The organism is Rhodoferax sp. TH121, from assembly GCF_002251855.1.
Lineage (GTDB): Bacteria > Pseudomonadota > Gammaproteobacteria > Burkholderiales > Burkholderiaceae_C > Allorhodoferax.
This window is the reverse complement of the sequence record NZ_NOXW01000011.1, coordinates 1-26,293: the sequence shown is the minus strand read 5'-3', so window position 1 is coordinate 26,293 and position 26,293 is coordinate 1. Positions and strand designations below refer to the sequence as shown.

Annotated in this window: 24 protein-coding genes; 20 read left to right on the top strand and 4 right to left on the bottom strand. The window is 56.9% G+C overall.

Translation table 11 applies throughout. From position 1 onward, the window contains the following. Positions 1-2: 2 nt before the first annotated feature. Both CHU94_RS00370 and fliE read right to left on the bottom strand, forming a co-directional pair. Positions 3-6,458, bottom strand: coding sequence for a hypothetical protein (locus tag CHU94_RS00370; RefSeq protein ID WP_094475596.1), 6,456 nt, complete (start codon positions 6,456-6,458; stop codon positions 3-5). A 315-nt stretch (positions 6,459-6,773) separates the two neighbouring features. After that, a complete protein-coding gene (gene fliE / locus CHU94_RS00365) occupies positions 6,774-7,091 on the bottom strand; it encodes a flagellar hook-basal body complex protein FliE (RefSeq protein ID WP_094475594.1) in 318 nt (105 codons plus the stop codon). Positions 7,092-7,269: 178 nt separating this feature from the next. On the opposite strand from fliE, the gene fliF reads away from it, so the two are divergent. The 13 genes from fliF (at position 7,270) to fliR (ending at position 18,032) form a co-directional block, all read left to right on the top strand. After that, a complete protein-coding gene (fliF, locus tag CHU94_RS00360) occupies positions 7,270-8,967 on the top strand; it encodes a flagellar basal-body MS-ring/collar protein FliF (protein WP_094475592.1) in 1,698 nt (565 codons plus the stop codon). A gap of 21 nt (positions 8,968-8,988) precedes the next feature. Continuing rightward, on the top strand, positions 8,989-9,990 hold the full coding sequence (fliG, locus tag CHU94_RS00355; RefSeq protein WP_094475590.1) for a flagellar motor switch protein FliG: 1,002 nt from the start codon (positions 8,989-8,991) through the stop codon (positions 9,988-9,990). After that, on the top strand, positions 9,990-10,688 hold the full coding sequence (locus CHU94_RS00350) for a flagellar assembly protein FliH (RefSeq protein ID WP_094475588.1): 699 nt from the start codon (positions 9,990-9,992) through the stop codon (positions 10,686-10,688). Before fliG ends, CHU94_RS00350 begins: the two co-directional genes overlap by 1 nt. After that, a complete protein-coding gene (gene fliI / locus CHU94_RS00345) occupies positions 10,675-12,102 on the top strand; it encodes a flagellar protein export ATPase FliI (protein ID WP_094475586.1) in 1,428 nt (475 codons plus the stop codon). The genes CHU94_RS00350 and fliI overlap by 14 nt, the downstream gene beginning before the upstream one ends. A gap of 21 nt (positions 12,103-12,123) precedes the next feature. Further along, positions 12,124-12,594, top strand: coding sequence for a flagellar export protein FliJ (fliJ, locus tag CHU94_RS00340; protein ID WP_094475584.1), 471 nt, complete (start codon positions 12,124-12,126; stop codon positions 12,592-12,594). Next, positions 12,591-13,724, top strand: coding sequence for a flagellar hook-length control protein FliK (locus CHU94_RS00335; protein WP_094475582.1), 1,134 nt, complete (start codon positions 12,591-12,593; stop codon positions 13,722-13,724). Before fliJ ends, CHU94_RS00335 begins: the two co-directional genes overlap by 4 nt. A gap of 116 nt (positions 13,725-13,840) precedes the next feature. Further along, entirely contained in the window at positions 13,841-14,416 is a 576-nt protein-coding gene (fliL, locus tag CHU94_RS00330) for a flagellar basal body-associated protein FliL (protein WP_094475580.1), read from the top strand. Between the two features lie 19 nt (positions 14,417-14,435). Then, positions 14,436-15,440 (top strand): flagellar motor switch protein FliM, encoded by a 1,005-nt coding sequence (fliM, locus tag CHU94_RS00325; RefSeq protein ID WP_094475578.1) that lies wholly within the window; start codon positions 14,436-14,438, stop codon positions 15,438-15,440. After that, the gene (fliN, locus tag CHU94_RS00320; RefSeq protein ID WP_094475576.1) at positions 15,430-15,861 is read left to right on the top strand and encodes a flagellar motor switch protein FliN; all 432 of its coding nucleotides are present in this window, start codon (positions 15,430-15,432) and stop codon (positions 15,859-15,861) included. The genes fliM and fliN overlap by 11 nt, the downstream gene beginning before the upstream one ends. 11 nt (positions 15,862-15,872) lie before the next feature. Continuing rightward, the gene (locus CHU94_RS00315; protein ID WP_094475574.1) at positions 15,873-16,184 is read left to right on the top strand and encodes a flagellar biosynthetic protein FliO; all 312 of its coding nucleotides are present in this window, start codon (positions 15,873-15,875) and stop codon (positions 16,182-16,184) included. A 28-nt stretch (positions 16,185-16,212) separates the two neighbouring features. Further along, positions 16,213-16,974 carry a flagellar type III secretion system pore protein FliP gene (fliP, locus tag CHU94_RS00310; protein WP_094475572.1) on the top strand — a complete coding sequence of 254 codons (762 nt, stop codon included), beginning with the start codon at positions 16,213-16,215 and terminating at the stop codon, positions 16,972-16,974. Positions 16,975-16,982: 8 nt separating this feature from the next. After that, positions 16,983-17,252: a flagellar biosynthesis protein FliQ gene (fliQ, locus tag CHU94_RS00305; RefSeq protein ID WP_094475570.1), complete on the top strand. Its 270-nt coding sequence runs from the start codon at positions 16,983-16,985 to the stop codon at positions 17,250-17,252. Between the two features lie 6 nt (positions 17,253-17,258). Next, positions 17,259-18,032: a flagellar biosynthetic protein FliR gene (gene fliR / locus CHU94_RS00300; protein WP_094475568.1), complete on the top strand. Its 774-nt coding sequence runs from the start codon at positions 17,259-17,261 to the stop codon at positions 18,030-18,032. Between the two features lie 5 nt (positions 18,033-18,037). Here fliR and CHU94_RS00295 read toward each other — a convergent pair whose 3' ends face one another. Together CHU94_RS00295 and CHU94_RS00290 are read right to left on the bottom strand one after the other, a co-directional pair. Further along, positions 18,038-18,667 carry a response regulator transcription factor gene (locus tag CHU94_RS00295; RefSeq protein ID WP_094475566.1) on the bottom strand — a complete coding sequence of 210 codons (630 nt, stop codon included), beginning with the start codon at positions 18,665-18,667 and terminating at the stop codon, positions 18,038-18,040. Next, positions 18,664-19,776 carry an ATP-binding protein gene (locus CHU94_RS00290; RefSeq protein WP_255033686.1) on the bottom strand — a complete coding sequence of 371 codons (1,113 nt, stop codon included), beginning with the start codon at positions 19,774-19,776 and terminating at the stop codon, positions 18,664-18,666. Before CHU94_RS00290 ends, CHU94_RS00295 begins: the two co-directional genes overlap by 4 nt. A 185-nt stretch (positions 19,777-19,961) precedes the next feature. Between CHU94_RS00290 and CHU94_RS00285 the strand changes: the two genes are divergently transcribed. Genes CHU94_RS00285 through CHU94_RS00255 form a run of 7 tightly spaced genes read left to right on the top strand, consistent with a single transcriptional unit; the run spans position 19,962 to position 26,194 of the window. Next, entirely contained in the window at positions 19,962-20,405 is a 444-nt protein-coding gene (locus tag CHU94_RS00285; RefSeq protein ID WP_094475604.1) for a hypothetical protein, read from the top strand. Between the two features lie 39 nt (positions 20,406-20,444). Then, a complete protein-coding gene (locus CHU94_RS00280; protein ID WP_094475562.1) occupies positions 20,445-20,807 on the top strand; it encodes a response regulator in 363 nt (120 codons plus the stop codon). Between the two features lie 42 nt (positions 20,808-20,849). Continuing rightward, the gene (locus tag CHU94_RS00275; protein WP_094475558.1) at positions 20,850-22,955 is read left to right on the top strand and encodes a chemotaxis protein CheW; all 2,106 of its coding nucleotides are present in this window, start codon (positions 20,850-20,852) and stop codon (positions 22,953-22,955) included. Positions 22,956-22,976: 21 nt separating this feature from the next. Continuing rightward, entirely contained in the window at positions 22,977-23,465 is a 489-nt protein-coding gene (locus tag CHU94_RS00270; protein WP_094475556.1) for a chemotaxis protein CheW, read from the top strand. Between the two features lie 33 nt (positions 23,466-23,498). Further along, a complete protein-coding gene (locus tag CHU94_RS00265; RefSeq protein ID WP_255033685.1) occupies positions 23,499-24,344 on the top strand; it encodes a CheR family methyltransferase in 846 nt (281 codons plus the stop codon). Between the two features lie 52 nt (positions 24,345-24,396). After that, positions 24,397-25,101 carry a chemoreceptor glutamine deamidase CheD gene (gene cheD / locus CHU94_RS00260; protein WP_094475554.1) on the top strand — a complete coding sequence of 235 codons (705 nt, stop codon included), beginning with the start codon at positions 24,397-24,399 and terminating at the stop codon, positions 25,099-25,101. A 7-nt stretch (positions 25,102-25,108) separates the two neighbouring features. Further along, positions 25,109-26,194 (top strand): chemotaxis response regulator protein-glutamate methylesterase, encoded by a 1,086-nt coding sequence (locus CHU94_RS00255; RefSeq protein ID WP_094475600.1) that lies wholly within the window; start codon positions 25,109-25,111, stop codon positions 26,192-26,194. Positions 26,195-26,293: the final 99 nt, after the last annotated feature.

Sequence of the window (26,293 nt, the reverse complement as noted above, 5' to 3'; positions counted from 1 at the left end):
GTTCAGATCAACGCTCGCACCAGACAGGGCGCCACCCAGGGTGACGGTGTCATCGCCGGTGCCCCCACAATACTTTCAACCTGCAGGGTTGTGACTGCGTTGGTACCGTCAGCCAAGGTCAAGGTGTCGGTGCCGGCGCCCAGGTTGACTGTGGTGTCGGTAATCGCAGTGCCGAAGGTCACTGTGTCGGCAGCGGTTCCGCCATTGACGGTTTCCACGTTGGAGATCGTCAGGGTGTTGGCACCGTTGGCCAAGTTCAAGGTGTCATTGCCACCGTTGAGGTTGATGGAGCCCGAGACTGCATCGGTGAGGGTGACGGTGTCCGCGCCTGCATCACCCACCACAGTTTCCACACCGGTCAGGGTGAGGACGTTCACATCGTTGAACAAGGTCAGCGTGTCGGTGCCTGCTCCGAGGTTGATCGTGCCGCCACTCACACCGGAGCCCAGTGTGAGTGTGTCCGCGCCGCTATTGCCAGTGATCGTTTCTACGTTGCTGACCGTCAATGTATTGGCACCATTGGCCAGGATCAGTGTGTCAGCACCAGCACCCAGGTTGGCATCCAGTGCCGTCACGGCGGTCGCCAGCGTCACTGTGTCGGCGCCGGAGTCACCCACCAGAGTTTCCACACCCGTGATGGTCAGGCTGTTGGGGGAGTCAAACAGCGTCAAGGTGTCGGTGCCAGCGCCCAGGTTGATTTGGCCGTTGGTGATGCTGTTACCCAGCGCCACGGTGTCATTGGCCCCGAGGCCAACAACGGACTCGGTGTTTTTCACGATGACATTGTTGTCGCCAGCCGCGCTTAGGTTGATTTGGTCGGCCGTGCCCGCGCCCAGGTCGTACACACCGAAGGAGCTGGCGTCGGCCAAGCTCAGCGTGTCGTTGCCGGTGCCTCCCACTACGGTTTCAACGCCGGTGGTGGTCAGGGTGTTGGTGCCATTCGCCAGAATCACTTTGTCGGCGGAGCCCGCCCCCAGGTCAATCTGGCCGGCCGCGAGTGTTGTGGTGTATGTCAGCTGGTCTACGCCAGTACCGCCTGTCACGGATTCAATGTTGGATACCGTCAGCGAATTACTACCGTTGGCCAGGCTGAGGCTGTCGGCGCCAACACCCAAGTCCACTCGCATATTGGAGACCGCTGCACTCAGCACAATCGTGTCGTCACCAGAGCCCGATGTCAGCGTCTCGACACTATTACCTAGTGTGAGGGTGTTGTTGCCAGTGGTTGACAGGGTGAGCTGGTCATTGGAGCCTGCACCCAAGTCGTAGCTGCCCGTGCTGACCGCTGCACTCAGGGTGATGTTGTCGTTGCCATTGCTGCCCACCAACGTTTCAATAGTCGTGTCCAGCGTCAGGGTGGAGGCAGCGCCCAGAGTGAGGGTGTCGGTGCCCGCACCCAGCGAAACTGTGCCGCCGGTGACAGCCGCTGCCAGCGTCACGCTGTCATCGCCTGTGCCACCGCTGATGGACTCTACGCCACTGAGTGTGACTGTGTTGGCTGCACCATCCGCCAAGATCAGGCGGTCGGATCCTCCGTTAAGGTTGATGGTAGCGCCAGTGACCACGGTCCCCAGGGTGACCGTATCGTTGAGGTTGCCGCCGCTGATGCTTTCTATGTCAGTGGCGGTCAGGGTGTTGTTCCCGGCGCCCGACAGGGTCAGACTGTCTGCGCCAGCGCCCAGTGAATACACATGGCCTGTCACCGCAGCCGTGAGGGTAATCGCATCGGCGCCCGTGCCGCCCACTACCGTTTCCACACTGGCGTTGAGAGACAGGGTGTTGGTACCGTCAGCCAAGGTGATTTTGTCTTGTGCGCCTGCGCCGAGATCGATGGCCGTACCAGAGACAGCAGCAGTGAAGGTCACGGCATCGTTGGCTGTGCCGCCCACCAGGCTTTCGATGCCGATTGCAGTGATCGCGTTGTCGCCTGCGCTGGAGAGGCTCAGGCGGTCCGCACCACCGCCGAGGTCGTAGGTGAGGCCCGTGACCGCACTGCCGACGGTGATCAAGTCATTGCCCGCACCGCCGACCAGGGTTTCTACGTTGCCGCTGACGGTCAGTGTGTTGCCGCCGGCTGCGAGGTTCAGTGTGTCGTTGCCCGCCGCCAGATCAAAGTTGCCACCACTCACACTGGCGCCCAGGGTGACGACATCGTCACCAGTGCTGCCCGCAATGGTTTCGACGGCTGACACGGTCAGCGTGCTGCCGTTGCCTGCGAGTGTGAGCGTGTCGGTAGCACCGCCGCCCATGACACTTTCCACGCCGGTGACGGTCAGGCTGTTGGCGCCACTGGCCAGGGTGATCGTGTCGGTGCCGCCCGCGAGGTCGTAGCTGGCGCCGCTCACGGCGGTGCTCAGCGTGATGGCGTCATTCAGTGTACCGCCCGTGAGGGTTTCAATGCTGCTGACTGTCAGGGTGTTGGCGATATTGGTCAGGGACAGCGAGTCGTTGCCTGAGTTACCCACCACGGTTTCCACGCCGCTCACGGTCAGTGCGTTGGTGGTGTTGGTCAGCGCTACGGTGTCGCCGGCGTTGCCGCCGACGACGGTTTCCACGCCGACGGTCGTGACCGTGTTGCTGCCGTTGGCCAAAGTCAGCACGTCGCCAGTGTCTCCCGCCAAGTTAACTGTGGCGCCGCTGATGGCTGCGCCCATGGTCACCAAGTCGGCACCAGCACCACCGGTGATGGACTCGGTGCCGGAGACCGTAAAGGTACCGCCCGCTGCTGCGAGGTTCAATGCGTCGGCGCCGGCGCCCAAATCGAGGGTGGCGGCTGTCGACCCGGCACCCAAGGTGATCGTGTCAGCGCCAGTGCCGCCCAGAATGGACTCAATATTGGTGGCGGTGATGGCGTTGGTGCCATTGGCCAAAATCAGTTCGTCGTTTCCACCCAGCAAGTCAAAGGTGCCTGCCGCCATGGCGCCACCGAGGGTGATAGTGTCTGCACCCGCATTGCCGGTGATACTTTCCGTCGCGGTGACGGTTAGCGCATTGGTGCCGCTAGCCAGCGTCAGGCTGTCCGCACCCACCCCCAGGTTGACCGTGCCCGCAGCGACTGCAGCACCAAAGGTAACGGTGTCTGCCGCCGAGCTGCCTGTGAAGCTCTCCACATTGCTCACTGTGATGGTGTTGGCGCCAGAGCCGTTGCCCAAGGTGACCTGGTCGGACCCGGCGGCAAGGTCATAACTGCCGCCTGTGACCACGTTGGAGAATGTGATGGCATCTGTGCCACCATCGCCCAGCACCGACTCCACGTTGTTAACGGTGATGGTGTGGTTGCCCAGCGAGAGACTCAGGGTATCGGTGCCCGCGCCGAGGTTGAAAGTGGCGCCGGAGATGCCTGCCCCCAGTGTGACCAGGTCATTGCCGGTGCTGCCGGTCATGCTCTCTGTTCCCGAAACTGTCAGGGTATTTCCATTGCCCAACAGTACCAAGGCGTCAGACGCTCCATCGCCCAAATCCACCGTGCTGCCACTGGCCATGGCATCGGTGATGGTGACCGTATCTGCCCCGGAATTGCCAACAATGGCCTCGATGCCGGTGGCAGTGACCACGTTCGCGCCGTCAGCCAGGTTCAGCTGGTCGCTACCGCCGCCCAGGTCCACGATGCCGCCAGAAATGGCTGCATTGAAAGATACCGTGTCATCGCCTGCGACGCCCACGATCGTTTCGATGTTGGAGACCGCCAGCACGTTATTGGCATTGGCCAGGGTGATCTTGTCATTGCCGGCACCCAGGCTGTAGGTGCCATTGGTGGTGACGGTGGTAAGCGTCAGGGTGTCGTCACCGGTACCGCCAACCACGGTTTCCACATCGGTGGTGGTCAGGCTGTTGGTACCGTTGGCCAGGGTCAATCGGTCTGTCGCGCCTTCGGCCAAGTCAAAGACACCGTTGGTCACCGTAGTGCTCAGCGTGATCTGGTCTGCGCCGGAGCCTCCGACGATGGATTCCACGTTGGACGCCTGGAAGGAGTTGGAGGTGTCTGCCAGGGTCAAGGTGTCCGAGCCACCCGCAGCATCAATGACCACGTTGGTCAATGCAGCCGAGAAGGTGATGTTGTCAGCGCCAGCGCCCCCAACGACGGTCTCGATGCTGCCGTTCAAAGTGAGGGTGTTGCCGCCCGCGGCCAGATTCAGCTTGTCAGAACCAGCGCCCAGGTCGTAACTGCCAGCCGTAACTGGGGCGCTCAGCGTCACCGTATCGTTGCCGTTGCTGCCCACCACGGTTTCAATGGTGCCGTCCAGTGTGAGGGTGGATGCGCCGCCCAGTGTCAGTTTGTCACCGGTGCCGTCGCCCAGCGTGATGCTGCCGCCCGTGATGCCGCTGGTGAAGGTGATGTCATCGTCGCCACTGCCACCGGTGATGGTTTCGATGCCAGTGACGGTGGCCGTGTTATCGGCGGTACCGGTTTGCAGCAAAGTGAGGCTGTCTTGGCCGTTGCCCAAGTTAAAGGTGCCGCCCGTGATGGCTGCACCCAGCGTGACGGTGTCGTTGCCCGTGCCGCCCGTAACACTTTCAACATTGGACAACGTGAGGGTGTTGGTACCACTCGCCAGGGTCAGGACGTCGGCGCCACTGGCCAAGTCGATGGACGCGCCGGTAATGGCGGCCCCCAAGGTCACGGTGTCCGCGCCGCTGCCACCCAGAATGCTCTCCACACCGGTGGCGGTCAAGCTGTTGGTGGCGGTGTCGAAGAGGGTCAATTCATCGGCGCCAGCACCCAGGTTGATGCTGCCCGCAGCAATGGCCGAGCCCAGGGTAATGGTGTCTACACCTGAGTTACCTGCAATGGTTTCTGTGCCGAGCACAGTCAGCGTGTTTACGCCGTTGGCCAGCGTCAAGTTGTCGGTGCCCGCAGCCAGATCAATGGTGCCGCTTGCCTGCGCAGCGCCCAAGGTGATGGCATCGGCATCGGCGCCACCGGTGATGGATTCTGCGCCTGAAATATTGAGCGAATTACCGCCTGCCACCATGGTGACCGCGTCACCGGTGCCGCCTGCCAAATCAATCGTTACGCCAGAAGATGCGCTGGAGAGTGCCAAGACATCATCGCCTGCACCGCCGGTGATGGATTCGGTACCTGTCACCGTCACGGTGTTGCCACCGGCGGCCAGGGTCAGACTGTCGGTTCCGTTGCCCAAGCCTACGGTGGCACCAGTGATAGCCGCTCCAAAGGTCACGGTGTCGGCACCAGTTCCGCCAGTCACCGATTCGGCACTGCTCAGGGTGATGGTGTTGGTGGCGCCGGTCAGGGTGATGGCATCTGCACCATCGCCGAGGTTGTAGTTGCCGCCGGTGATGGCTGCGCCCATGGTGATAGTGTCTGCGCCAGAGCCTGCGGTCAGGGTTTCCACGCCAGTGGCGGTCACACTTTGACCGGTGGTGTCAGACGCCAGCATGGTCAGGGTGTCGGAGCCTGCGCCGAGGTTGACCACGCCGTTGACCATGGCGTCGCCCAGAGCGATGGTGTCGGCGCCCGAGTTGCCGGTAATCGTTTCGGTGCCAGATACCGTCAGGGTGTTGACGCCGTTGGCCAGTGTCAAAGAATCGGTGCCACCCGCCAGATCTACGGTGCCCCCTGTCTGCGCCACTCCCAAAGTGACAGTATCTGCAGCGGCACCACCAAGGATGCTTTCGATGTTGGAAAGCGTCAGGGAATTGGCGCCAGCCCCTGAGAGGGTCAACTCGTCAGCACCGCCTCCAAGGTTGATGGTGCCAGTTTGTGCCGCGCCCAGTGTGATGGTGTCTGCAGCGGTAGCGGTGGCAGTAATGGATTCGACGTTGGTAATGGTGGCGGTGTAACCACTGCCTGTGAGGGTGAGGCTGTCACTTCCATTGCCCAAATTGATCACGCCGCCGGTGGCAATTGCACTGGTCAGAGTAACACTGTCTGCCAGAGTGCCACCCGTCACTGTCTCCGTGCCTGCCAGGGTAATCACGTTGGTGCCGTTGGCCAAGGTGACTGCATCGTCGTCCGCGCCCAAGTCAAAGCTGCCCGAGGTGACTACGGCGGAGAGCGCCAAGGTGTCGTCGCCAGCGCCGAGGCTGACGCTGGCTGTGCCGATGGATCCGCCCAGCGCCACGGTGTCTGCACCGGTGCCTCCCACCACGGTTTCGACGCTGTTCAGGGTGATGTTGTTTGTGCCGTCCGCCAAAGTGACCCGGTCGGCGCCTGCGCCCGCGTTGATGGTGGAGCCGGAGGTGGCTGCACCCAGGGTCAAGGTGTCTGCCAGGGTTCCACCGGTCACAGTCTCGATGTTTGAGATAGTGGCAGTGTTGACGAAATTGCCCAGCGTCAGCGAATCGACTCCTGTGCCGGAGTTCGCTCCCAAATCGATGGTCGAGTTCAGTGCGCTGCTGATGGTGATCGTATCGTCGCCAGTCCCCCCGATGATCGTGTCGATGTTCCCAGGCAGGGTCAGGTTGCTGTCGCCGCCGGAAATGGTGATCGTGGTCATGTCGAGCCTCTCGAAATATGGGGTCTGCTAACTAGCCTAGCCTCGGTTGCCTCCCGCTTCAAGCGGAATGCGCCGAGGCGCTCGGAGGCCGGTGCCTCCGAAACTAACAATTCGGCATCTCATGGTTATTACGGCAGTTTTGAAGAAGTCTTTAGGATTTGCCGGCCGGCGCCGATACCGTGGTGGCATTGGGCGCAAGATGGCCCCTGCAGCAACGCGCTGGTGGGGTATGGATAGGGGTTGTATTTCGCGTCAAATTGTGCTCTAGACCTTGTTGAGTATGCGCGAGCAGCTATTAATTTGATAGTAAATAAATCAAACTTGCATATTCATGATGTCGGTGTAGGCCTGCACCATGCGGTTGCGCACGTGCAAGGTGGCCTGGAAACCGATCTGGGCCTTCTGGATTGCCACCATGGTCTCCTCCAGACTGACCTTGGGGTTTTCCATCTGCACTTCGCGCTGCAGCCGGGTCGATTCGTTTTGGGTGGCGCTGACCGATTGCAAAGCTCCTTTGAGCGCCCCGGAAAAGCTGCCTCCCACCCCCTCAGCTGAGGCTGATGCGGCCGGCCGTACACCTGCGCCGGGGCGGATCGCGGTGGGCATGCTGACGGGGGTGAGCTTGAGGTCCATGGCAGGGTCTCTCTGGTCTTGATGTTGGGGGCGATCCTAAGACGCGTGGCTCCTCGGTATTTTTTTGAATTGCCGGGTAAACCGGGTGCTTATTACCCTAATGTTTTCGAGGGTGGGTCGAATAATCAGCCCCATTACGTCCGGCGAGCCACGCCCCACCGCACTGGAACCCAAGGATATGCAAGCTGTAGCCACCGTCCCCGTCAACCCCACCATCGGGCAGCGTTTTGCCGCGATGGACCAAGGCCAGCGCATGCGCCTGGCCTTGGGGGTGTTGCTGTTCGTGGCGATTGGTATCGTGGGCCTCGTCATGGGGCGCCAGGCCGAATGGCGGGTGTTGTATTCCAATTTGGCAGACAAAGACGGCGGTGCTGTGATCGCGCAACTCAGCACTTTGAACGTTCCTTATAAATACACCGAGGGCGGCGGAGCCATTCTGGTGCCAGCCGACCGCGTGCACGATGTCCGCTTGAAGCTTGCCTCCCTGGGCTTGCCCAAGGGTTCGGTCAATGGCTTCGAAATGATGGAGTCCAACCGCTTTGGTATGACCCAGTTCCAGGAACGCCTGACCTTCCAGCGTGGCCTGGAGGGTGAGTTGACCCGATCGATTCAGGCCCTGTCGTCCGTGCAAAACGCCCGTGTCCACTTGGCCTTGCCCAATCAGAATGGTTTTTTCCGTGAGCAGCAGAAGCCATCGGCTTCGGTGCTGCTGAGTCTGCACCCGGGGCGTGCCTTGGATCGCACCCAATTGGCAGGCATTGTGCATTTGGTCGCCTCCAGTGTGCCCGAGATGAATCCAGCGGCAGTGAGTGTGCTGGATGATTCGGGCAAGCTGTTGTCGGCCAACCCCGATGGCTCCGGTGCCATGGGGGCGGATGCAGAGCAATTGCAGTATGTGCAGCAAATAGAGCAGCTCTATAGCCGCCGCATTCTCGATATCCTGGAGCCTTTGGTGGGGAAGCAGAATGTCAAGGCGCAGGTCACTGCAGAGTTGGACTTCTCCCAAACGGAGTCGACGACCGAGTCACACAAACCCAATCAAACCCCCGACAGCAGCGCGGTGCGTAGCCAGCAACTGGTAGAGAGCACTAATGGCGCGCAGGCCGGGCCACCGTCGGGTGTGCCAGGTGCCACCACCAACCAGCCACCCGCCCAGCCCGCCGCCCCCATCAACGGGCAAGCCCAAACCTTGGCCGCTGCCGGCCAGGCCGGTGGCGCGGCCGGTGCCAACAGCTCTTCGAAGAAAGAGTCCATCATCAATTACGAGGTGGACAAGACCGTCCGTGTGGTCAAGGGCGCCACGGGTGTGATCAAACGCATCAACGCGGCTGTGGTGCTGAACAATCAGAGCACGACCGATGACAAGGGCAAGGTCACCAGCGTCCCCTTGACCGAAGCTCAGCTGGAAAAAATGACTGCTTTGGTACGTGAAACCGTTGGATTCAGTCAGGACCGCGGTGATTCGGTCAACGTGGTTAATGCAGCTTTTGTCGCTCCCGTGGTGGACAGTGCTGAGGTTCCGGTATGGCGTCAGCCTGAGGTGGTGGACTTGGCGCGGAGTTTGGCATGGCCCCTGGGCACGCTGGGGTTGGCTGCGCTGGTCTTACTCGGTGTGATTCGCCCGGCCATGAAGTCGCTCACGCAGCCGCCAGCGGCGCCAGAACCTCTGGGTGAGGAACGTGGCGGCCAACTCGACGCCCTTGAATCTGAGCAGCCTGAGCGTCCGCAGTTGGGCGGCCCCAGCGCAGAAACCGGTACGGCTGTTGTATCGCCAGGGGAGTTGCGTCTTGAAGACGCCCGCAAGCTGACCCGAGATAACCCTGCGGCGGTGGCCAACATTGTCAAAGCATGGATGAACGGCGAGGCGCCAGCCTGACGGCCAGCGCAAAATAGCACCATGGCAAACGACGACGGACTCCAAGACGCGGCAATCCTCATGATGTCTCTGGGTGAAGCAGAGGCATCGGAGGTATTCAAACACCTGTCACCCAAAGAGGTGCAGCGCCTAGGTGAGGCCATCGCCAAGACTACCCAGCTCTCGCGGGAGAAGGTGGACGAGGTGGTGGAGAAATTCACGGGCGTGGCTGCTTCGCAGAGCCTGCTTGTGTCCAACTCGGGCGACTACGTGCGCTCAGTGCTCAAGCTGGCTTTGGGCGACGACAAAGCTGCACTGCTGATCGACCGCATTCTGCAGGGCGGCGATGTATCGGGCATCGAGAGCCTGAAGTGGATGGATCCTCTGAGCGTGGCTGAATTGCTGCGCAACGAGCACCCCCAAATTGTGGCAGCCATTTTGGTGCACCTGGACTATGACCAGGCCGCCGACGTGCTCAAACACTTGACCGAGCGCCAGCGCAATGAGGTCATGTTGCGTGTGGCGACCATGGAAGGTATTCAGCCCACCGCGCTCAAGGACCTGAACGAGGTGCTGTTCAAGGTGCTCGCGGGCGGCGACAAGATTCGCAAGTCCTCTCTGGGCGGGATCAAGACCGCGGCCGAGATGATTAACTTGATGGGTACGGCGATCGAGGGCACGGTGATCGAGTCCATCCGCAGCCACGACGCGGATCTGGCACAGAAGATCATGGACAAGATGTTCGTGTTCGACGATGTGATCAAGCTGGACGACAAGGCCATCCAGATGGTGCTCAAAGAAGTGTCCTCGGATGTGCTTATCGTGGCCCTGAAAGGGGCTCAGCCCGAACTCAAGGAAAAAATCCTGGCCAATATGTCTTCGCGTGCGGCGGCCACCCTGAAGGAAGATCTGGAGTCCCGTGGCCCCATGCGCCTATCCGAGGTCGAGGCGCAACAAAAAGAAATTCTCAAGACCGTGCGCCGTTTGGCGGACGAAGGTCAAATTGTTATTGGTGGTGGAGGTGGCGACGACGCCATGGTCTGATGTCCCGCAACCAAGCACGCTTTATTTCTGGCGAAGATGTCACCACCGTTACCGAATGGGATTTCGGTGCGGTGGACCAATCGGCGGTGCGATTTGCCGCCAAACTGAAGGCTCAGGCGGAAGCCGAGGAGCAGGCCCGCGAAGACGGGGCGCGCCAAGCCGGATACGCGGAGGGCTACGCTGCTGGGTATGCCCAAGGCCATGCCCAGGCCACCTTGGAGGGGCAGCGCCAGATGAATGAGTACATTGCCACCCAGGGCAAAGACCTCACGGCTAATTTTGCGGCCCTGTTTGAGCAGGCCAATGCCCAACTCGCCGCGTCGGAGCAGGTCATGGCTCAGGGTGTTCTGGAGCTGGCCTGCGAACTTGCGCGGCAGGTGTTGCGTCACGAAATGTCCACCAACCCCAATGCCCTGCAGCCTGTGGTGCGAGAGGCATTGGGCATGTTGGCCGTCGATAACAAAGCTGCTGTGGTGCGCTTGCATCCACTGGATCTGGAGGTCTTGGCGGAGGTGTTGCGGCAGGAGTTCTCCAGCGTGGCGCTGACTTTGTTGCCCGATACATCTATTGCCCGCGGTGGCTGCCTGGTGGAGTCGGCCGGTACGGTGGTAGATGGCACAGTCCAAAAGCGTTGGCAGCGTGCGCTGGCCAGTTTGGGGTTTGACAGCCCTTGGGAGCCGCGTGATGACAATGCCTGAGACTAGCTCCTCCGCCCCCAAGTGGCAGGCGTTTTTGCAGAGTGCCCGTCAGCAGGTTGCCCAGGATTCCACGTTGGAGGTGCGTGGCACGCTGACGCGTCTGGCCGGTTTGGTGCTGGAGGCGAGTGGCATTCGCATGCCGGTAGGTTCCCAATGTGTGGTGACCATGAAAGCCCGGGAGCCCGTGCTCGCCGAAGTGGTCGGATTTTCAGGGGATCGCGCGTATTTGATGCCCGCTGGAGATGTGCATGGTCTTTCCAGTGGTGCAGGGGTGGCGGTAGCACCTGCTTATGTGCCTGTTCCCCGTCTTGGCGAAGCCCCGTCAGCCCGTGACCTTAGTGCTGCAGGTTTGTTGCGCCTGCCTTTGGGCGATGGCTTGTTGGGACGGGTCGTGGACTCCCAGGGTATGCCCATGGACCGCATGGGGCCTCTACACGACGTGGTGTCACGGCCTATGGACCGCAAACCCATCAATGCCATGGACCGGGCCCCCGTGCGGGAGCCGCTGGATACCGGTGTTCGTTCCATCAACGCGTTGCTCACCGTTGGACGCGGCCAAAGGTTGGGGCTCTTCGCCGGCTCGGGCGTGGGCAAGAGTGTCCTGTTGGGCATGATGGCGCGCTACACCCAGGCGGACGTGATTGTGGTGGGCCTGATTGGGGAGCGGGGCCGTGAAGTCAAGGAATTCATTGAGGATATTCTCGGGGTGGAGGGCCGGGCCCGTTCGGTGGTAGTTGCTGCACCTGCGGATGCTCCGCCCTTGTTGCGTATGCAGGGAGCGTCCTACGCAACCGCGATCGCCGAGCACTTTCGGGACCAAGGGCGGCATGTATTGCTACTCATGGACTCTCTGACTCGCTATGCCATGGCGCAACGGGAAATTGCGCTGGCCATTGGTGAGCCGCCTGCGACCAAGGGCTACCCTCCGTCCTGCTTTGCCAAGTTGCCGCAACTGGTCGAGCGCAGTGGCAATGGCTTGCATGGTGTGGGCTCGATCACAGCTTTCTATACCGTGCTCTCCGAAGGAGACGACCAGCAGGATCCGATTGCCGATGCTGCGCGTGCGATTCTGGATGGGCACATTGTGCTGTCCCGGCGCTTGGCGGAGGCGGGGCATTACCCGGCCATTGATGTCGAGCAGTCTGCCTCCCGGGTGATGCACAACGTCGTGCCGCGTGCGCATTTCGAATTGGCTCGGCGCTTCCGCAGCCTGTATTCGAAGTACGAAAAAGGCCGTGACCTGGTGCAGATTGGTGCGTATGCGCAGGGCTCGGATCCATTGCTGGATGAAGCTATTGCCTTGCATCCGCCCATGCACCAATTCCTGCAGCAGGACATGTTCGAGGCCGCTGGCATGGAGGAGGCTCTGCTGGGGATGGAGGTGTGTACTTCTGTGTCGCGGCCTGGACCTTAAGGCACATGCCCGAAAGCCAACATGAACAACACCTTTCATGGATTGCAACTCGCGATTGACCTAGCGGAGCGCCAGCGTGATGAGCGTGCACAGGTGCTGGCGCGGGCGCAGCGGCAGGTCCAAATGGGATATCAGCAGCTGGAGCAATTGCAGAGTTATGCCAAGGACACCGATGCGCGGTGGGTCCAAAGTCAACATACCGCGCTGTCGCCAGAGCTGCTTCGGCATCATTACCAATTTGTGGACCGGTTGCAGCACGCCATGGGCATGCAGGATGGTGTGATCGCAAATCTGGCGCGGCAGGAGAGCCAGTGCCGTGCTGCATTGATGCAGGCAGAGATGCGCCTGTCGGGCTTAAAACAGGTACTGGAAAAGCGTCAACTGTCGCTGGCGGCTGCTGAGCAGCGTCGCGAGCAGGGGCAGATGGACGAAATGGCTGCCATGGTGCACGCCCGGAGGAGGGCTGCGACCCATTTGGAGGAAACACGATGACGATCGAAACGACTTCTGCCGGTCACGGCATAGCCAAAACGGCCCAATCCGCTGCAGGAGGAAAAGGTACACCGGGCATGGCGGGTGATGCGCTGGGCTTTTTTGCCATGCTGTCGGCTGCAGACGAAGCGCTCGCGGTGTCAGCTGATGCCTCTGGCTTGTTGGACGACGGCAGCGGCATGTCGCACGGGCCCGGGGCCCAGGATGAGAAAGAGTTAGCGTGTGCGGCGGATGCTGCGACCCTGGCTGGCTGGGTTCTGGGTATGCCCGTGACTGCAGCGCAGGGCGCACCAGTTTCAGAGGAGGGCTCTCCATCCCAGAAAGGCAATGCCTTCTTCACAATGAAACGCTCGTCTTGGTCTGGGCAAGGGGCAGAGGGCACGCAAACTATCGGGCTTCTTGCGATGCATAAGGGTGCTAAGCCGGTCAGTACTACCGATCTGCAAAAAGCACAGGCGGTGCCTCTTCCTGGTTCACAGCCCGTTAGTGAGGCGGTGCCAAACACCAAGGTAGATACGGAATTGTTGATGTCGCAAGAGCAGACGTCCACTGTAGGTATGGAGGGTCGGAACTTGGTTGCACCTGCCTCTGGCCAGTTGCCCGTGGCGGAGCGGCGTCTGTGGGAACCCTTGGCCATGAAGCCTGCGCCTGCTGATGGGGTCTACTTTCAGCCTCAGTCTGTGTCTGCGCCCATGGGGATGGATGGGGTGGTGGCTTCCCAGGCCAGCGGGGCAGCGGAATCGTATGTGGCTGAGCAGGTGACCTATTGGATTGCGCAAGATGTGCAGAGCGCGGAGCTCACGTTGGATGGCATGGGGGCGAGCCCCGTTGAAGTGAGCATCAGCATGCAAGGTAATGAAGCGCAAGTGGCGTTCAGGACGGATGAGTTGCATGCAAGGGACGCTATCGAAAGGGCTGCCGAGCAGTTGAAAGACTCGCTGCAGCGTCAGGGTGTGTTGTTGACTGGCATGTCTGTGGGGACTTCGCATAGCGGGGATGCCTCTGGGCAGGGCGGGCGGTCACGCCAAGAGGGGCGGCAAGCTAGCGTTACCGTCCCGGTGGATTCGCTTGCGGACAGTCCGGTCCGGCCCAAGATTCCGCAGGGGCGCGCACTGGATCTCTTCGTGTAGGGCAAGGTTTGTGTCAATAATGGCGGAGGTGACTGAATATCCCACCTTATTGGTGTTTAGATGGTGTGTGACTCCATCAATAATCCGAGTACCGTCTTTCATATAAGGATTCAACCGTGTCAGCAAAACCCGATGTCGCAGATGGCGCCAAAGCGCCTGCCAAGAGCAAAAAGATGCTGATCATCATCGTGGCGGCTGTGTTGGTGCTTGTAGTGGGCGGTGCTGCAGCCTTCTTTGTCATCAGCAAGCAGCGCGCAGCCTCTGAGGAAGGTGAGGAGGCTCCACCTGCAAAAGCTGTCGCCCATGTGGATCCGAAGGCTCCGCCGGCGTACTTGCCGCTGGATGCGATGGTGGTGAATCTTGCCGACCCTGGTGGTGAGCGCGTGGCACAGATTGGTATCACTCTTGAGGTTTTGGATGCCAAATCGTCTGATTCGGTCAAGGCGTACCTGCCAACCATCCGGAGTGGCATTTTGATGTTGATTTCCCAGCGTACGGCGGAGGAGCTGCTCAAGGCCGAAGGGAAGGAAAAACTAGCCGCTGATATTCTGCGTGAGGCTTCCATCCCTTTTGGTGGTGGCGAGGACGAGCACGAAGAGGAGGTCGCGTCTTCCAAGAAGAAGAAAAAGAAAGCCGCACCGGTTCAGTACCCCGTGGTGGGTGTGCTTTTTTCCAGTTTTATTGTGCAATAAGGACTGACAGGGCTGAACTATGAGTGAGTCGTTTCTTTCCCAAGAGGAAGTGGATGCGCTCCTGGAAGGTGTTACTGGCGAGAGCCAGAAGACGGTCGAGGAGGCAGCAGAGCACGGGGAGGTGCGTGCCTATAATATTTCCAGCCAGGAAAGAATCGTCCGTGGGCGCATGCCCACGATGGAAATTGTCAATGAGCGTTTCGCGCGGAATCTTCGCGTAGGCCTGTTCAATTTCATTCGCCGCAGTCCTGAAATTTCAGTTGGTCCTGTGGCTGTTCAGCGCTATAGCGCCTTTCTGCGTGAGTTGGCGGTGCCGACCAACTTCAATATCGTTGCCATCCGACCGCTTCGGGGCAGTGGACTGATCGTTTGTGAGCCTGCGCTCGTCTTTGGCGTTATCGACACTTTGTACGGTGGAATCGGCAAGTTCCAAACCCGGATTGAAGGGCGTGATTTCTCCGCGACGGAGCAGCGCGTCATCAATCGCTTGGTGGAGGTGATAACGACAGAGTACAAAAAGGCGTGGAAGGGTATTTACCCGCTGGAGTTGGACTACCAACGCAGCGAGATGCAGCCGCAGTTTGCCAATATCGCAACGCCCAGTGAAATTGTGATTTCGACGTCTTTTCAGCTTGAAATCGGTGATATCACCGGCGCAATTCATTTCAGTTTTCCATACTCAACGCTGGAGCCGATCCGGGACGTGTTGTACTCGTCTACGCAAGGCGACTCCATTGAGGTGGATCGCCGCTGGGTGAATGTGCTTACGCGCGAAATTCAAGCTGCAGAGGTCACGCTAGTGGCCGAGTTGGCCCGTGCAGATGCGACGGTAGAGCAATTGCTTGCCATGAAAAAAGGGGACTTTATTGAACTGAACCGTGAGCCGCGCATACAAGCGACGGTGGACGGTGTTCCCATTTTTGAGTGCCAGTATGGTACTCACAACTCAAAGTACGCCATTCGCGTAGAGAAGGCGTTGCGTGGCAACGACCAAAACTGGTTGGGAGAACGAAATGGCATCTGAAGAAAAACCTGATGAAGTGCCTGCTGACGATGGCATGGCAGACTGGGCCGAAGCGTTGCTGGAGCAAAAGGCTACGGAATCCGGCCCCGAGCCGGGCGGCCCTTTGTCTGGTGAGTCGCCCAAACCTTTTAACTCTGGGGGGGGCGATGGGCATGCCAACGACATCAATATGGTGTTGGACATCCCGGTGCAGCTTTCAGTGGAGCTTGGCCGTACCAAGGTGCCTATCAAGCATATCCTGCAACTAGGCCAAGGGTCTGTGGTGGAGTTGGATGCACTGGCAGGCGAACCCATGGATGTTTTAGTGAATGGGTACCTGATTGCTCAGGGTGAGGTGGTTGTGGTCAACGACAAGTTCGGCATTCGGCTCACGGATGTCGTCACCCCCTCCGAACGGTTGCGGCGTGTGAGCAAGAATTAGTCTGGGTTGATATGACGCAACAACTGCTTTTGGTGGGTTTTTTTTTGGCAGCTTTGGCAGCTCTGCCGTGGTTCTTGCGGTGGCTGCGTGGGCGTATGGTGTCTGGGGCTATTGAGACTGGTGGGCAAAGCCGCTTTATTTCGGCTGTAGCAGTGGGCCCACATCAAAGAGTGGTTACCGTTGAAGTGGGGCCAGACAGCGCGAGAGTCTGGCTGACATTGGGTGTGAGTGCACAGTCGATTGCGCTTTTGCACACTACCTCTGTAGGTGGCAATCTGCCCCCCGACGGAGTAAGTCCGGCGCTGCAACATCCCCGCGCATGAACCTTGGGCCTAAAAATTGAAAGAGACGATGCGCTTGGGACGCTTCAGTAATTGGATTCATTTTGCGCTGGGGGGGCTGTGTCTGCTTGTCTCCACAGGCTCCTTGGCTCAGGCGCCTGGCCAGCTTCCCTTGCTGGTTGGCACTGGAAGTGGAGGCATGAATTTTTCAGTTCCGATTCAGACGCTGCTCTTCTTTACTGCGCTGTCGTTCATCCCTGCGGTGTTGTTGATGATGACTAGTTTCACGCGGATTGTGATTGTGCTGTCCTTGTTGCGGCAAGCCTTGGGTACCCAATCGTCCCCGCCGAATCAAGTCATCATTGGGCTCTCTTTGTTTCTCACTTTGTTCGTGATGGGGCCCACCTTCGATCGTATGTACGCGGATGCCTATGAGCCCTACAGCCGAAGTGTCCTATCCTTTGAGCAAGCAGTCGCGAAGGCCGAACTGCCCTTGCGGGACTTCATGGTCAAACAAACACGCCAATCGGATTTTTCATTGTTTGCCAAGTTGGCAAAACTCGATCCTAGCGTGAAGGCGGACACTGCGCCCATGCGGGTGTTGGTCCCCGCCTTTGTGATCAGTGAGTTGAAGTCGGCGTTTCAAATTGGGTTCATGATTTTTATTCCCTTCCTCGTGATTGACATTGTGGTTGCAAGCGTGCTGATGTCATTGGGAATGATGATGTTGTCACCGGTGCTGGTGGCATTGCCGTTCAAGCTTATGTTGTTTGTGTTGGCAGACGGCTGGAATCTCTTGGTTGGCTCCTTGGCTGCCAGCTTTGTTACCTGAAGGTTAATATGAATGCACAAACTGTTCTGACGATGGGGCAAGAGGCATTGTTGATGCTGCTGATGGTGTCATCGCCCGTATTGGGGGCTGCATTATTGGTGGGCTTGTTGGTCAGCCTATTTCAAGCTGTGACTCAGATTCATGAGGCGACTTTGGCTTTCGTTCCAAAGCTGGTGGCAGTGATTGCCGTGTTTGCCATTGCAGGCCCCTGGATGTTGACCATGTTGGTTGAGTACATCCGACGGATGATCGAGGCTATCCCTGCGTCTGTGGTTTGAGTCACTATGCCCGGGGTAGCGTTTACGGAGGCGCAGATTCTGGCTTGGTTGTCGCCTTTGTTGTGGCCTTTTTTGCGTGTTTTGGCCGTCTTTACTTCCGCACCGGTATTGTCCTCCAGAGCTGTGCCCATGCGGGTCAAGGTGGCGTTGGCTTTGTTTGTTGCACTGGCATGCCAGGCAACGATTCCCTCCTCCCTCAATTACAGTATTGCATCACCAGACGCTTTGGCCGTCGTGTTTCAGCAGGTACTGATTGGTCTGTCTATTGGCTTTGCTGTGCGCTTGGTTTTTGCGGCAGTCGAGTTGGCTGGGGAGGTGGTTGGGTTCCAGATGGGTCTGAACTTTGCTTCTTTCTTCGATCCCTCGATGAACTCGCAAAGTAGCGCTGTGGCACGTTTCTTCGGACAAATGGCAACGCTGCTTTTCGTCGTACTCAACGGGCATATCATGGTCCTGCTTGCAGTTACCAAGAGCTTTGACGCATTTCCGGTAAGTCCTCGCTTTTTGGAGTCTCTGGCCGCTATGCAACTTTACCGGCTGGGTACTGATTTGTTCTCTAGCGCACTGTGGATTGCGCTGCCTATGGTGGGATTGCTGCTGTTCACCAATTTGGCGTTGGGTGTGATTTCGCGTGTTGCGCCTCAGATCAACATCTTTGCTGTGGGATTTCCCGTTACATTGGTCGTTGGGATTGTCGGCATTGCTGCGACCCTGCCCGCGCTTGATCAACCGATGCTTGCTTTGATGGAGCGGGTCATTGGTGTTTTTTCCGGGGTTTGAATCGGCTAGACCAGTTCATTTCTAATGGCGTACACAGCGAGCTCAGCGTTGTTGCTGAGCCCCAGTTTTTCGAGCAGCCGTGCGCGGTATACGCTGACTGTTTTTGGGCTCAGCATCAGTTCTTCTGCAATGTCAGCCAATCGTTTCCCTGAGGCGATTTTTAGCAATGTCTGCAGCTCGCGCTCTGACAGTCGGGAGTGGAGGGCCTCAGTGCCGGGATTGGATAGTTGCTCCACCAGCATTTCGGAGACGGAGGGAGTAACGTAGCGACGTCCTCGAGCTACCGCCCGAACTGCGCTCACAAGCTCGTCTGGATTTCCCGCTTTGTTCAAGTAGCCATAGGCCCCTGCTTTGAGGCTGCGTATAGCGTATTGGTCCTCAGAAAACATGGAGACGATTAGCGCACGTATATGCGGATGGCTGTCTTGAATAGATGCCAATATCTCCAAACCACCGCGGCCGGGCAGATTGATGTCCAACACCAAGACATCGCATGGCTGATCGCGCAAGATTTCCTTTAGTTCGGCGTAACTGCCAGACTCCCCCGTTACTTTCATGTCAACATGCTCCGACAACATGTCACGAATGCCTCTGCGGATCATTGCGTGGTCATCGCACAGGACAACGTGAATCATGGTTCGCTCGCTTCCGTCGTACGGTTTGCCTTGTTCAGTGGCACCGAGAGCGTAATGCTTGTTCCCGTGCATGGCATTGAGCTGATGTCCAACCAACCGCCAACTGCCTTTGCGCGTTCTGCGAGTCCTCGCAGGCCGTAAGAGTTTTGTTTCAGCAAAGCAGACCTTTCCATTCCCGGGCCTGTGTCAGCGATTTCCACTGTGAGCGTACCGCCCAAACTTGAGATGTCGATTCGCACATTGCTACCAAGGGCATGTTTGGCGATATTGGTGAGAGCCTCTTGGGTGGTTCTATAAGCCGTCAGCATGACGTCGGCACTCAGTGCCATAATTTCTGTCGTCGCGTTTACTTCGACTGTGCAGGCGGTCCTTCGTTCAAACTCGCGCACTAACCACTGGATCGATGGGACTAGGCCTTGGTCCAAGATGGCTGGGCGGAGATTTTTCATGATCCGTTGGCTAGCGTGCGCAGCATGCTGAATCATGTCACTGGCGGACGCAATATGCTGTAAAGATTGCGGATCTGTCGTGTGACGAGCCAGCCAGCCCAAGTCCAATCGGACAGCTGCAAGTGCTCCGCCAATGTCATCATGTACCTCTCGGGCAATAGAGGCTCGCTCTCGCTCAATGGCCGTTTGCAGATATCCGGCCAATTCTGAAATCCTCTGCTCAGAGACCGCTAGTTCCCGGTCAATTTTCTTTTTTTCAGTCTTGATTGCGTGCAACGCCAGAGCACGCTGGATGATTCTGGGCAAGGCCGCGATTTCATCTTTGTGTAGGTAGTCACTGATCCCTTTTTGGATCGCTTCGACAGCTGCGGCTTCCCCAATGGTGCCTGACAAAATGATAAATGGCATCTCCTTGCGACAGTCCTCCAAGCAGTCCCAAGCATCTATGGCTGTGAAGTCCCCAAGTCGGTAGTCAGCGAGGACTACTTGGTATTCCTCTTCTGCCATGTGTTGTCTGAACTTGGATAGGGTGTCGACGCGAACGAGATGGAAAGCGGTATTCGCTTTGGACAAGGTTCGTACTACCAACTGGTGGTCCGCCTGCGAATCCTCAAGGTGCAGGATATGCATCGGATTAGCGCTGTTTTTTTCTTTGAACATTGCCGATATCATGGTCCACGATGGTAACTAGCCTTGGTAGCCGAGCCAATGGTCTTTGTGCTCCTTGGGACTGAGATTTTTCCTGAAAGGGCTGGATTCCTGATACGCTAGCTGCGTGGTTCGGTTTAGTGATTCACAAGGATGCCACGGATTGGTATAAAGACAGGCAAAGAGGAAAAAAGACAATGGAACCTTCGTCGATTTCGCCTGCTGCCCCCGCCGTGCAACTGCCGGTAATGCTTGTTGCGGAGGTTCAAGACTCCCTTTTAGTGGTTGTGCACGATCTAACACGTCTCGACGGCTTGCTTGCACACACAATGGAGAATCTCATGGAGCGGTTTACTACCGCTAGTGCGAATTTGGCCTCGCCGGCACTCAAGGAGTCGCAGGAGTTGGAGCTTGTGAGAAACACTTTGCGAGCAGCGGTCACCGAATTGCAATTTCAAGACATGGCTTCCCAGCTGATAGTTCACACATCCAAGATTTTGCAAGGTTGCGCTTATCGGCTGGCTTCGGAGTCCATGGGGGCGGAGGATGGGGAGGCTGTGCCATTTGTAGAGGAAGTGCCTGAGCGCCCAAACCCCGTAACCCAAGACGAGATGGATGCTGGATCCATTGAGCTTTTCTAGTTTTCGCCACATTTTTAACGGAATATTTCGGAGCCTTTCATGCCTTTAATTCTTGCTGTTGATGACTCGCCGTCTATGCGGAAGATGGTTTCCTTTACCTTGACTGGGGCTGGGTACCAAGTGGTTGAAGCCGTAGATGGGCAAGATGCGTATGAGAAGGCCCAAGCGCAGTCGTTTGATTTGGTACTGACTGACCAAAATATGCCGCGTTTGGATGGTTTGGGCTTAACGCGGAAATTGCGCGAACACCCTCAATTCAAGACGGTTCCGATTTTGATGCTCACCACAGAGTCAAGTGATCTGATGAAGCAGGCGGGACGCGCCGCAGGAGCGACAGGGTGGCTGGTAAAGCCATTTGATCCTGCGCGACTACTGGATGTGATTAAAAAAGTTATTCGTTGAAGATCCGGGCTTCAACAGAGGTGCAGATTAAAGGAGATTCAGATGGCTGAAACGCATACCGAAGGTGGTGCTGGCGGGGATTTTGATTTAAGTCAGTTTTACCAAATTTTCTTCGAGGAGGCTGGCGAGAATCTGGATCAGATGGAGCACATGCTTCTGAATTTGAATCTGGAAACGGCCGATGATGAAGAGCTGAACGGAATTTTTAGATGCGCACACTCCGTCAAAGGAGGTGCTGCCACTTTCGGGTTCGCTGATGTAGCCGAGTTGACTCACCAAATGGAGTCGTTGCTTGATCGTTTACGTCGCCATGAACTTCAACCCAATGCTTCGATGGTTGATGTGCTTTTGGAGTCGGCCGATGCATCCAGAAGCCTTTTAGCTCGGCATCAGGCGGGCGGTGAGGGCGAGGCGCCTCCCACGGCGGACTTGGTTCGCCGCATTAGTGTGTTAGCCGCGGGTGGCAGCGCTGCACCTGCGCCAGTAAAAGCAACTGTTGCTCCCGTGGCTGTGGCACCGCCTCCCGTTGTGCCTAAGCCAGCCGCACTGCCTGATGGCGTGCGTGGACTGCAGATTAGCATTGGGCCGCTGGACCGACCAGAGCAAGCGGACGCAATTCAGGAGTTGTTCAGAGATATTCCCGGCTTGGGAAGCATTAAAGCAGCCGAGAGCGACCGCCCTGGTGTTCGCGTCTTCCTCGTGGAGACTGCTTCAGGCGATGACGACCTTTTGGATTTATTTGCTTTCCATGTGGCGAGAGAGAAGGTGGTTATTTCGGAGCGTTCTCTGGTGCAGCAGGCTACTGCACCGGTCTCCGAAGGGGTGGCTGGGGATCATGCTGGTTTTGGTTTTTTTGATGGATCACCGGGGGCTCCTCAAGCAGCTTTGCCTCCAGAGGTGGTAACTCCTGTAATCGAACCTGCAGTGATTGCATCCAAGTCTGCCCCGGGTAAGGTGGCCGCATCCGCAGCAACCGCTCAACCAGAGGCTGCCACGATACGAGTTGCGATTAGCAAAGTGGATCAACTTATCAACCTGGTCGGTGAATTGGTGATTACACAGGCCATGTTGGCGCAAAACAGCCGCGCCTTGGATCCTGCCGTGTACCAGCAGTTATTGACTGGCTTGGCGGATCTTGATCGGAATACGCGTGACTTGCAGGAGTCCGTAATGTCGATCCGAATGATCCCGATGTCGATCGTCTTTAGCCGATTCCCGCGGATGCTCCGTGATTTAGCAGGCAAGCTGGGCAAAAAAGTTGATTTTGTAACCCAGGGGGAGGCGACTGAGTTGGACAAGGGCTTGGTCGAAAAAATTACAGACCCATTGACTCATTTGGTTAGAAATAGTTGTGACCACGGTGTTGAGTTGCCTGCTGACCGTATCGCGGCCGGAAAGTCGGAAACCGGGACCATAACGTTGTCCGCCTCCCATCAAGGAGGTTCAATTGTGATTGAAGTTCGTGACGACGGTCGCGGCTTGTCGCGTCCGAAAATCCTGGCGAAGGCGCGAGAGCGAGGCTTGGATGTTTCCGATCAGATGTCGGACGCTGAAGTGTGGCAACTGATTTTTGCTCCTGGCTTTTCCACCGCAGCCGTCGTGACGGACGTCTCTGGCCGGGGTGTGGGCATGGATGTTGTCAAACGTAATATTGCAGCTCTCAATGGCACCGTGGAAATCGACTCCGCAGAGGGCTATGGAATGAAGGTGTCGGTGCGCCTGCCATTGACGTTGGCCATCATGGACGGCATGTCCGTTGGGGTCGGCGACGAAGTTTACATTTTGCCGTTGTCTTCGGTAGTCGAGTCCTTTCAGGTTAAGGCAGATGCCGTCAGCACGGTTGGACAAGGCTCTCAGTTGGTCAAGGTCCGTGATGAGTACATGCCTGTAATTGAACTGGAGAAAGTGTTCCAGATTCCTCGCTTCGATTTTGAGCGTTCGAGCGACATCATGGTTGTTGTTGAAGCAGAGGGGATTCGCGTAGCCTTGCTCGTGGATGAGTTGCTTGGGCAACAACAGGTGGTTGTTAAAAACTTGGAATCCAATTACCGAAAGGTACCGAATGTCTCCGGTGCGACTATTTTGGGAGATGGCAAGGTTGCTTTGATCCTTGACACTGGTGCATTGGTGAGGCGTTCACGCCATTGATTACAGCCAAAGGAGAAAACCATGGGAATGATGGAAAAGCTCAGTGAATTGACAGCCTCTGGCGCGAGGGAGTACCTGACGTTTAGATTGGACCAAGAAGAGTATGGCATTGACATCCTGAAGGTTCAAGAAATTCGCGGTTACGAGTCGCCAACTCGGGTGGCCAACGCCCCTAACTTCATCAAGGGCGTGGTGAATTTGCGTGGAACGATTGTGCCCATCGTCGACATGCGCTTGAAGTTCAATTGCTCTAAAGCCGATTACAACTCTTTCACTGTCGTCATTGTGCTCAATTTGCGTAGTCGAATTGTCGGGATTGTGGTCGATTCGGTCAGTGATGTGATGGAACTACCTCCCGAAAATTTGAAATCAGCACCCGATATCGATAGCGTAATCGACAGTGCGGCAGTACTGGGCTTGGGCTCTGTGGGTGAAAGAATGTTGATCCTTCTGGACATTGAGCGACTGATGTCTGCTTCAGAGATGGGCCTGGTTAGTGCATCGGAATAGTCACTAGATCAAACCAAGAAGCTTATTTGCAACATGGTGGTTTCAACTATCCAAGGCGCTGGAGAAATGCAAGGTCGTGAGTTCGCTTGGACGAATTCTGATTTTGACCATGTTCAAAAACTGATTTATCAGCGTGCTGGCATCAGTTTGCATGATGGCAAACATGCAATGGTCTACAGCCGTCTTTCCCGGCGGTTGCGAGATACGGGGCACAATAGTTTCCGGGAGTATTTGAGTTGGCTGGAGTCGACGGATGGACCGGAGTGGCAAGAGTTCGTAAACGCACTGACGACCAACCTCACCTCGTTCTTTCGTGAGCATCACCATTTCGAAATTTTTTCAGACTTTCTGAAATCACGAGCTTCGTCAGCAGAGTGCAGGGTTTGGTGCAGCGCTGCGTCAACGGGCGAAGAACCGTACTCGATTGCTATGACTGCATCAGAAGTGCTTGGCAAATCAAAATTCTCGCTGCATGCAAGTGACATTGATTCAAAAGTACTTGCGACGGCCGCGCAGGGCGTCTACCGGCTGGAAGGGTTAAAAGGTGTCCCCCCCGACTTAGTGCGTAAGTATTTTTTGCGAGGAAAAGGCAGCAATGCAGGCTTAGTCCGTGTTAAACCGGAGTTGCGTCAAGCCATTGAGTTTTTAATCGTGAATTTGATTAAAGACGATTGGCCGTTTAGAGAGCTCTTCGATGCTGTTTTTTGTCGCAATGTGATGATCTACTTTGATGCGGCAACTCAAAGAAAAGTGCTGGAGAAAATTCACCGTTTTATGAAGCCCGGTGCCTTGTTGTTTGTGGGGCATGCTGAAAATTTCAGTGACTCGCGGGATCTGTTTGTTCTTAAAGGAAAAACTGTCTACGAGCGTTGTAGGTGAAGGCCCCCTTGGTATTTCAAGACCGATTTAACTGTTTGGATAACAATTTCAAATGATTTCAACTTCAAGTAGTTTTGTGTCGGGAGCAGTCAAGGGTGTTGCTACGGCTCAGCAAACAAAGACTCTCGCTAATGGGCGGGTGTCTCGGATTGAGCAGCTGAAGGCGCAATCCCGCAAACCGGGTGAGGCTTCGTTCTTCTATGCGGACCATCATTTTCAATATGACGCGGTCAAGGTATTGCCCGGCGAGTACTTTGTTTCAAATGATGATCTGGTCATCATGACAGTGCTGGGGTCTTGTATTGCTGCTTGCATTTGGGATGGGAAAGCGCGCACCGGAGGAATGAATCACTTTATGTTGCCGGACGGTGACGGGGCTGATGGCTCCGGTCGGTACGGTTCTTACGCCATGGAGTTGCTTATTAACGAAATGCTGAAGTTGGGAGCGAGACGCGAAACAATGCAGGCGAAGGTTTTTGGAGGGGCGCAGGTCATGGCGGGCTTCACCACCATGAATGTTGGTGAACGCAACACTAAATTTGTACTGGACTATCTCGCTACGGAGCGTATCCCTGTCGTTTCACAAGATGTTTTGGATATCCATCCCCGGAAGGTCTGTTTCTTCCCCGTTACAGGTAAGGCCTTGGTAAAGCGCTTGGCACATTCGCATCCCGAGACGCTGGTTGTCGAGGAGCGTCGTGGCAATGCAGCCTCTGTTGCGAAGTCCACTCAGGGCGGCTCCGTAGATCTTTTTTGAGTTGGTGGTGATGAAGAAAATTCGAGTGGTGGTCGTAGATGACTCCGCTTTGGTGAGGAGCCTGTTGGCTGAAATCATCAATAAGCAAGCGGATATGCAGTGTGTTGGGGCGGCGAACGATCCGTTGATCGCGCGCGAGATGATTCGTGAGCTCGACCCAGATGTCATTACGCTGGACATTGAGATGCCCAAAATGGACGGGCTTGATTTTCTAGGGCGTCTGATGCGATTGCGCCCCATGCCCGTTGTAATGATCTCAACCCTTACTGAGCGCGGTGCTGAGGTAACGATGAGGGCGCTTGAGTTGGGCGCCGTTGACTTTGTGGCGAAGCCACGTATTGGGCTGGTAGATGGAATCAAAGAACTCGCGACTAATATCGTTGACAAAATTCGAGTAGCCGCTGCCGCTAAAGTGCATAAATCCCATCAAGTAGCCTCGACGACAGTCTCGGATAGGTTGTCTAGTGCCGGCGCTGTGCCTATCTCGATTGGTCGTGTGTCTACGGAGAAATTGGTGTTTATTGGTGCCTCAACTGGCGGTACGGAGGCTATAAAGGAGATATTGATTCGATTGCCCGCGGATGCCCCCGGCGTGGTGATCACCCAGCACATGCCCCCTGGGTTCACGACTAGCTTTGCCGCACGGCTCAATGGGCTTTGTCAAATTACGGTGCAAGAGGCGGTCAATGGTGTTCGCGTCTTACCCGGTCATGCCTACATAGCGCCCGGTGGCAAGCAGTTCTGGGTGGAGAAGAGCGGTGCGAATTATGTGTGCGTAGTCGAAGACGGTGAGCTTGTGAATCGGCACCGTCCATCGGTAGAGGTTCTTTTTCGTTCTGCTGCGAAGGTCGCTGGGCGTAACGCATTTGGCATCATGTTAACTGGCATGGGGAATGACGGCGCGAAAGCAATGAAAGAAATGAAGGATGCTGGCAGCTATAACTATGTGCAGGATGAGGCCAGCTGCATCGTGTTTGGTATGCCTCGCGAGGCAATTTTGAATGGCGCTGCGGATGAGGTATTGCCTCTTTTGGAGATTGCCCCAGCCCTACTTCAGCGGTTGAAGGGGGCTTCTGATCGATATCGTGTTTAGCGCCTTTTCCTGTGCTACACTGCGCGTCCGCTCAGAAATAGCGGCAAACGATCAAACAAAAAATCTTTTGCTTAATTTGACAATGCTTCAAAAAGTGTG

Coding starts and splice junctions, on each gene's coding strand:
- fliQ (WP_094475570.1), top strand. CDS start 16,983: ATGAATGCACAAACTGTTCTGACGATGGGGCAAGAGGCATTGTTGATG.
- CHU94_RS00370 (WP_094475596.1), bottom strand. CDS start 6,458: ATGACCACGATCACCATTTCCGGCGGCGACAGCAACCTGACCCTGCCT.
- CHU94_RS00285 (WP_094475604.1), top strand. CDS start 19,962: ATGGAACCTTCGTCGATTTCGCCTGCTGCCCCCGCCGTGCAACTGCCG.
- CHU94_RS00270 (WP_094475556.1), top strand. CDS start 22,977: ATGGGAATGATGGAAAAGCTCAGTGAATTGACAGCCTCTGGCGCGAGG.
- CHU94_RS00280 (WP_094475562.1), top strand. CDS start 20,445: ATGCCTTTAATTCTTGCTGTTGATGACTCGCCGTCTATGCGGAAGATG.
- fliF (WP_094475592.1), top strand. CDS start 7,270: ATGCAAGCTGTAGCCACCGTCCCCGTCAACCCCACCATCGGGCAGCGT.
- fliJ (WP_094475584.1), top strand. CDS start 12,124: ATGAACAACACCTTTCATGGATTGCAACTCGCGATTGACCTAGCGGAG.
- CHU94_RS00275 (WP_094475558.1), top strand. CDS start 20,850: ATGGCTGAAACGCATACCGAAGGTGGTGCTGGCGGGGATTTTGATTTA.
- fliM (WP_094475578.1), top strand. CDS start 14,436: ATGAGTGAGTCGTTTCTTTCCCAAGAGGAAGTGGATGCGCTCCTGGAA.
- CHU94_RS00290 (WP_255033686.1), bottom strand. CDS start 19,776: ATGTTCAAAGAAAAAAACAGCGCTAATCCGATGCATATCCTGCACCTT.
- fliN (WP_094475576.1), top strand. CDS start 15,430: ATGGCATCTGAAGAAAAACCTGATGAAGTGCCTGCTGACGATGGCATG.
- fliP (WP_094475572.1), top strand. CDS start 16,213: ATGCGCTTGGGACGCTTCAGTAATTGGATTCATTTTGCGCTGGGGGGG.
- CHU94_RS00295 (WP_094475566.1), bottom strand. CDS start 18,667: ATGATTCACGTTGTCCTGTGCGATGACCACGCAATGATCCGCAGAGGC.
- cheD (WP_094475554.1), top strand. CDS start 24,397: ATGATTTCAACTTCAAGTAGTTTTGTGTCGGGAGCAGTCAAGGGTGTT.
- CHU94_RS00335 (WP_094475582.1), top strand. CDS start 12,591: ATGACGATCGAAACGACTTCTGCCGGTCACGGCATAGCCAAAACGGCC.
- CHU94_RS00315 (WP_094475574.1), top strand. CDS start 15,873: ATGACGCAACAACTGCTTTTGGTGGGTTTTTTTTTGGCAGCTTTGGCA.
- fliR (WP_094475568.1), top strand. CDS start 17,259: ATGCCCGGGGTAGCGTTTACGGAGGCGCAGATTCTGGCTTGGTTGTCG.
- fliG (WP_094475590.1), top strand. CDS start 8,989: ATGGCAAACGACGACGGACTCCAAGACGCGGCAATCCTCATGATGTCT.
- CHU94_RS00265 (WP_255033685.1), top strand. CDS start 23,499: ATGGTGGTTTCAACTATCCAAGGCGCTGGAGAAATGCAAGGTCGTGAG.
- fliI (WP_094475586.1), top strand. CDS start 10,675: ATGACAATGCCTGAGACTAGCTCCTCCGCCCCCAAGTGGCAGGCGTTT.
- fliE (WP_094475594.1), bottom strand. CDS start 7,091: ATGGACCTCAAGCTCACCCCCGTCAGCATGCCCACCGCGATCCGCCCC.
- CHU94_RS00350 (WP_094475588.1), top strand. CDS start 9,990: ATGTCCCGCAACCAAGCACGCTTTATTTCTGGCGAAGATGTCACCACC.